The 6,551-nt window shown below is 57.8% G+C and carries 6 protein-coding genes and 1 pseudogene; 4 read left to right on the top strand and 3 right to left on the bottom strand.

The genetic code is table 11. The features are described from left to right. The 4 genes and pseudogenes from JCM25414_RS08855 to pstS all read left to right on the top strand — a co-directional run. On the top strand, positions 1–616 hold a 616-nt coding region (locus JCM25414_RS08855; RefSeq protein WP_025841411.1), incomplete at its 5' end, for a multicopper oxidase domain-containing protein. 47 nt (positions 617–663) lie between these two features. Continuing rightward, a pseudogene (locus JCM25414_RS18650) lies at positions 664–1,379 on the top strand (copper resistance protein B). A gap of 533 nt (positions 1,380–1,912) precedes the next feature. After that, positions 1,913–3,490 carry a carbohydrate porin gene (locus JCM25414_RS08845; RefSeq protein WP_408734882.1) on the top strand — a complete coding sequence of 526 codons (1,578 nt, stop codon included), beginning with the start codon at positions 1,913–1,915 and terminating at the stop codon, positions 3,488–3,490. Between the two features lie 218 nt (positions 3,491–3,708). Continuing rightward, positions 3,709–4,716, top strand: a complete 1,008-nt coding sequence (pstS, locus tag JCM25414_RS08840; RefSeq protein WP_025841409.1) for a phosphate ABC transporter substrate-binding protein PstS — start codon at positions 3,709–3,711, stop codon at positions 4,714–4,716. 90 nt (positions 4,717–4,806) lie between these two features. Here pstS and JCM25414_RS18645 read toward each other — a convergent pair whose 3' ends face one another. The 3 genes from JCM25414_RS18645 to JCM25414_RS08830 all read right to left on the bottom strand — a co-directional run bounded on the left by JCM25414_RS18645 (position 4,807) and on the right by JCM25414_RS08830 (position 6,544). Next, entirely contained in the window at positions 4,807–5,178 is a 372-nt protein-coding gene (locus tag JCM25414_RS18645; RefSeq protein ID WP_242403460.1) for a response regulator transcription factor, read from the bottom strand. Then, the gene (locus JCM25414_RS24915) at positions 5,160–5,372 is read right to left on the bottom strand and encodes a response regulator transcription factor (protein WP_242403463.1); all 213 of its coding nucleotides are present in this window, start codon (positions 5,370–5,372) and stop codon (positions 5,160–5,162) included. The genes JCM25414_RS18645 and JCM25414_RS24915 overlap by 19 nt, the downstream gene beginning before the upstream one ends. A gap of 89 nt (positions 5,373–5,461) precedes the next feature. Next, positions 5,462–6,544, bottom strand: a complete 1,083-nt coding sequence (locus tag JCM25414_RS08830) for a sensor histidine kinase (protein WP_025841408.1) — start codon at positions 6,542–6,544, stop codon at positions 5,462–5,464. Between the last annotated feature and the right edge of the window lie 7 nt (positions 6,545–6,551).

Below are 6,551 nucleotides of genomic sequence, written 5' to 3'. Positions count from 1 at the left end.
CGGCATGAGCGGCATGAGCGGCATGAGCGGCATGAAATCGTCGGACGCTGCGTCGTCAACCCCCGAAAAACCAGCGCCCGCCGCGCCTCCACTCGTCGTGGATGATCCTGGCCCACCATCCAAAAACGTCGAAAACCAGAATGTCGCCGTGAATCCTGTCGACCGTCTGGCCGAACCCGGAGACGGGCTGGAACATAACGGACGCAAGGTTCTGAGCTACGCCATGTTGCGCGCACTCAAACCCGCCCCTGACCTGCGGCCGCCCAGCCGCGAAATCGTGCTGCATCTTACCGGCAACATGATGCGGTATATCTGGGGCTTCGATGCAAAGAAGTTTTCAGAGGCAGGACCGATTCATCTTGCACTCAATGAGCGGGTAAGAATGACGCTCATCAATGACACGATGATGGAGCATCCTATCCATCTGCACGGGTTCTGGAGCGAGCTTGAAAACGGCCAGGGGGATCTACGCCCAAACAAGCACACGATCATTTCGCAACCCGGCTCGAAACTGAGTTATCTCGTCACGGCAGACACGCCCGGCATGTGGGCGTTTCACTGTCATCTGATCTACCACATGCATCTCGGCATGTTCAGAACGGTGGTGGTGTCATGAGCGGTATCACGCGAAAATCGCTTCTGGTGGCTCTGACTCTTGCAGGCATGAGCCATGCCAGGGCCGAAACCGCTTCGACAACCGCCATGCAGCCCATGCCCAGCTACATAGATGGTATCATGCCCGTGATGGATCAGGGCATCTGGGTTCATGGGCTGCTCAACCAGTTAGAGGGGCGCGTCGCCGGTGGGAATTCGAGCTTTCGCTGGGATGGCGAAGCCTGGGTAGGCGGCGATTACAACCGGCTCTGGCTGCGCTCTGAGGGCACACTGACCAAGGGACGCATGAGTGACGGCGATCAGGAGCTTCTTTATAGCCGCTCGATCTCGACCTATTTCGATCTACAGGGCGGCGTACGCGTCGATCTGGACAGCGGCCCGACCCGCACCTGGGGTGCATTCGGCATACAGGGTCTGGCGCTTTATCAGTTTGAAGTGCAGGCAACGGCCTATGTGAGCGATCGGGGGCGCTTTGCCGGGCGGTTCGAGGGATCGTACGATATACCATCACCAATCGCCTAATCCTTCAGCCGCAGGTAGAGCTAAACCTCTATTCGAAACAGGACAAGATACGAGGCAACGGTGCCGGGCTCTCGGAAATCGATACAGGTCTGAGACTACGCTACGAAATCTGGCGTAAATTCGCTCCCTATATTGCGATAACCTATGACGGCGCCCTTCAACAGGCACGCCGCTTTGCCCGTGAGCGCGACGATAGCGCAGGCAATCTGCGCCTCACATTCGGGATCAGAAGCTGGTTCTGATGTGCATGAGCCCTGCGGCACGCTTCCCCCACCTGCCTCGCCCTTCGGTGGGGGGCATGCGCCTTCCATCGGTGCTGACAACCGGACAGTAACGTACCATGGAAGCGGTACCTTTCACGACGCTGCTGCATGTCAGGGTGCGATTCTCTTTCGCCTGGATGCAGCCGCTTCTTACCGGGCACATAACGTGATCGGAAGAGATGATAAAAAGCGTTAAAGATACCCCTTGAGTGGTCGTATATAGTCAAAATCGGTCAATCTTTTACGATGGCCCCAGCGTAAAATTATAAGAATTTCATTTTCTATACAGATCATTATCGTGAATACGGTCAGAATTACAAATAAGAGCCGGTAAACTTTATGAATTATCGAGCCAGATCATAACTGTGGCTCAAAAATCACGGTGATTTACCCAAATCATGGGTTTCGGCGCAGAAATGTCAATCTGCTTGTCATACAATGAAATATTGATAGGACGGGGCCATTCGGCCACTCAGGGGGCCAACAATCAGACCTAAAGAGTGTGCGCGAACATGCCTGTTTCAAGAACCGGGAGGCTCCGTTCTCTCTGTGCTGCGGGAACCGTATTGGGAAGCTGCTTCCTTGGCGTCCAGGCTTTCGCCCAGACACGGAACCAGCAGACAAGCTCGAGCAATGAGACCGCGGCAACGCTCGATCCGACTGAAAAGATTTCAGCGACTACCAATTCCAAAGGGCCGGACAAGGATAGTCCCGCAAGCCAGTTCGGCAGCCCATACGATCGTTCGCAGCCCACTCTGGGCACGGTGCGCCATCCTTATATTCCCGTCCCCGGTGACGAGGCCCTTTTCCCCAAGAGTTTTTCCGACTGGTTGAAACAGCCGACCATGACAGGTGACTGGGGCGGTCTGCGCACGCGCCTGCAGAACATGGGCATCACCCCGCAGGGCCATTATCTGCAGGACTCAGCAGGAAATCCGGTCGGCGGCAAAACCCAGGTCGTACGGTATGCTCACGAAGTCGGTCTGGGCGCGGATGTCAATTTCGCCCAGTTGACCGGCCATAATTACGGCATGTTTCACATCCTCCTCACCGAGCGCGCCGGTCTGGGGATTGGTCAGAAGCTGTCGACACTGAACAGCCCACAGCAGATTTTCGGCTCTGGTGAAACCATCCGCTTCACACGCCTCTCCTGGGAAATGCAGTGGAACCGTTATGCCGATACCGAAATCGGCTGGATCAACACAGAAAACGATTTCGGCCAGTCGACCATGCATTGGGGCATGAGCCTGTATTGCCAGTTTGAATCGAACGCGATCTGCGGTATGCCTCAGGCGCTCGCCAGCAATTCAGGCTACGGTTATTACCCCACGGCGCATCCCGGTGCTTTTCTGAAGCTCTATCCGCTCGGCGACGAACGGATGCTCGTCTCAGCTGGCATCTATAACGTCGACCCGACCATTGCGAATACAGGCTATGCATGGAAGCTCGGTCTGCATAATTCGACTGGCGCCTATCTGCCTTTCCAGATCGGCTACCATTTCGGCGGGACCGACAGTAAAGGACGCTTGCCTACCAACGTGAAGTTTGGCGGTTACTGGGATACGTCCGAGGTCAAGAATGTCTATTCGCAGCTTGCCGGCTTCGAGTTGCCCAATGCTGTGCTCGGCAATCTGCCAATCGAAAAGGTGCGTGGCCGTTACGGCGGCTGGTTCATGGCCGATCAGATGCTCCAGCGCGACAAGAGCGATTCATCACGCTCAACGGTAGCGTTTCTATCCTTCACCTGGGGTGACCCGCGAACCGCGATAGCGCCTTACTTCATCACCTGGGGTATCGTGCGCAAGGGCACATTCTGGAACCGGCCAAATGACACGATCAGCCTTGGTGGCAAGTTCAACTTCGTCAATCCGAAGCTGGGCGCCTATGTGGGGGCTCTCCAGGCCCAGCAGGGTGCCAATAACGGGCTGCTGAAACCGAGCGGCGAACATGCAGGCGAACTCAACTATGGCTGGCGCCCGACCCCATGGCTGACGGTCCGCCCCGGTCTGCAATATATCTGGCATCCCGGTGGCACGAACCGCTACAAAAACGCGCTGCTGCTCGATTTCGAGACTGGCGTAACGTTCTGACGCCTCCTCGTCCTGAGGATCAACAAACGCCCCTTTCCGAAGGGGCGTTTGTTTTTTCTGCCACGCGACTAGCGCGTGCAACAATCACAAGAAATCATGCCGACCACACCCTGTTTTCACCCATAGGGCATTTCATAAAACTATCATCTTATATGTGTATCTTCTTGTTGCTGGCGCCGATAGAACGAGCCGTCATCTAGATCTACTGAGGTCACACAATGCAGCTTTCCCGTATTTTCGGCGCTCTTTCCCTCTCCCTGGCTCTGAGCTGCGGCGTGTCTCACGCGGCCACCATCACCGGGGCCGGGTCGAGCTTCGCCGCGCCGATATATGGCGCCTGGGGCGAGACGGCGCAGAAGACCATTGACACCTCGGTCAATTACCAGAGCGTCGGGTCGGGCGCCGGTCAGAACCAGGCGATCGCGCGCACGGTCGATTTCGGAGCGTCCGACAAGCCGATGGATGCGGCCAAGCTTGACAGCAACAAGCTCTATCAGTTCCCGACCGCCATGGGTGGCATCGTCGTGATCGTGAACGTGCCGGGCATCGAGCCGGGCAAGCTGAAGCTCGACGGCCCGACGATCGCCGGTCTGTATGACGGCACGATCTCAACCTGGAACGACCCGCGCATTGCCGCGCTGAACCCCGGCCTGAATCTGCCTGACTCCGATGTCGCGCCGATCCACCGCGCCGATGCCTCGGGCACGAGCTTCGTGTTCACCTCCTACCTCTCGAAGGTGTCGGCTGGCTGGAAAGGCAAGTTCGGCGCGGGCACGTCGATCGCCTGGGCTGGCGGTGCTGGCGCACGCGGCAATGACGGCGTCGCCGCAGGGGTCAAGGAATCAGAGGGTGGTATCGGCTATGTCGAATACGCCTATGCGAGCCGCAATCATCTGAACATGGCCCAGCTGCGCGACCATGACGGCGCCTATATCGCGCCGAACGCCGCGTCGTTCGCCGCGTCTGCTGCCCATGCCGACTGGGCACATGCCGATCGCTATGCCGTCGATCTGCTCGACATCGCAGGCGCCAATGCCTGGCCGATCATGAGCGCCACCTTCGTTCTGGTGCCGACCGATCCAAAGGATGCGGCTCAGGGCAAGGCCGTGAAGGATTTCTTCGGCTACGCGCTCAAGAACGGCAACCCCGACGCGGTCAAGCTCGACTATGTGCCACTGCCGCAATCGGTCAAGGACGCCGTCATCAGCGGCTGGCCGAAGAACTGACAACAGCTTGCGGACGGATAGCCTGTCCCCTCTGTGATGCTGAAAAGGGCGCTCCCGGGCGCCCTTTTCGATTCAGGATCTCAGCACATCCTAGCGGGCTGCTGCACGAACGAGATCGGGATGATCCTTGAGACGGTCCAGCTGTCTTACAAGCTCGGGAAGGCTGCCCGCTTCCATTTTGCGCATCAGATTGGCCCGTCGAACCTTGACCGTGATTTCACTCAGCTCAAGCTCGGCAGCAGTCTGTTTATTGAGTAGTCCGGCAACCACGCGCAGGGCGACGGCGCGCTCACCTTCGGTCAGGAGCGCCCACCGCCCGATAAGCGCCTCGTCCTCATGCTGACGGTTCAGCCTCGCCTCATCCATCATCAGTCCGCGATGGATGGCGTCCAGCAGCTCCAGATCGCGAAACGGTTTGGTCAGAAATTCAATAGCACCGTTTTTCATCGCCTCGACACCCATGCGATATCGCCATGTCCCGTTATGAATATCACGGGTGTCACACTTCCCTTCTCCTTAAGACGGCGATGGAAATCCATTCCCGAAAGCCCGGGCATCCGCACATCCAGCACCAGACAGCTCGGGCCGGGCCAAGGCGCCGCGCGGAGAAAGGAGTCAGCGTCGGGAAAACAGCGGACATCGTATCCCACAGACATAAGCAGATCTTCGAGGGCATGACGGATCGACGCATCATCGTCCACGACATGAACGCGTGCGCGGTTGTGAGAGGTATCGGATTGCGCGCTCACAGGCTGATTCTGACCTCCCTGCCCTTGCCGCGCCCCAAAGGTATCGCGGCCGGAATGCGGTAGCAGAAAGCAGTTCCCTTTTTCTGGTCCTGCATGACCCAGATCTGTCCTTTATTAGCCTCGATCAGATTGCGACTGATGGCGAGACCTATCCCGGTACCCTCCTCCTTGCTTGTCCAGAATGCCTCGAACAGATGCGTGACCAGACCAGGGGGGATGCCTACCCCGTTATCCTCTATCCGGCAGCAGGCATGACCTTCCTCGTACCAGATGCGCGCCTCAATGAGGCCCCCTGCCTGCTTCGTGTCGATGATCGCCTCGATGGCGTTCGCCAGAAGATTGCCCGTGACCTGCTGGATCTGAACCGGATCGGCAAAAGCCAGAACAGGCTCGTGCATTTCGACGAAGCGATAGACGATATTATGCTGGTCGAGCCTATAGCGCATCATCTGAACGACTTCGCCAACAGCTTGTCCGAGCGAAAAACGCTGCGCCTCCGGGGTGCCCCCTTTGGTCAGCGCGCGCATGCGTGTCAGGATTGCGGCAGCGCGTGTCGCATCAGCGTCGATCCGAGCCAGCGCATTGCGCGCTCGATCAAAATCGGGTGGTGAAAGCGAGAGCCAGCGCTTACAGGCCTGACTGCTCATCGTGACTGCAGCCAAAGGCTGGTTCAACTCATGCACGATGGAAGTCGTGAGCCCACTGAGAGTCTGGGCGGTGGTGATGCGTGTCAGACGCTCCTGTGTGCGCAAGGCGATATCCTTCGCCTGGAGCATTTTCAGCGCGAGCCAGGCAGTAATGACGATCGCCGCCGTGCTGAGGCCGAGATTGATCAACCCGCTGGGCACATTACCCCGCACCGTAAAGGCAAAGCTGACACCCGTAAGAGACAGGCAGATCAGCGTAAGAAACCCGATCGCACCGCGCCTGATGACAAGGGCTGCATAAAGTATCACGACCGTATAAAGCACCGGCATCGCGACTTCGTAATGGGTCAACGTGTCGGCCACGAAAATTGCGACGATGATGATCAGCAGGCAAAACGGGTGAAGATAACGGGTAACGCGCTGGTTCTTCATGCGTCCC

Source organism: Asaia platycodi JCM 25414, from assembly GCF_000614545.1.
In the GTDB taxonomy this organism is placed as follows: domain Bacteria; phylum Pseudomonadota; class Alphaproteobacteria; order Acetobacterales; family Acetobacteraceae; genus Asaia; species Asaia platycodi.
Note: the sequence above shows the minus strand (reverse complement) of the source record. Positions and strands in the feature narration are given on the sequence as shown.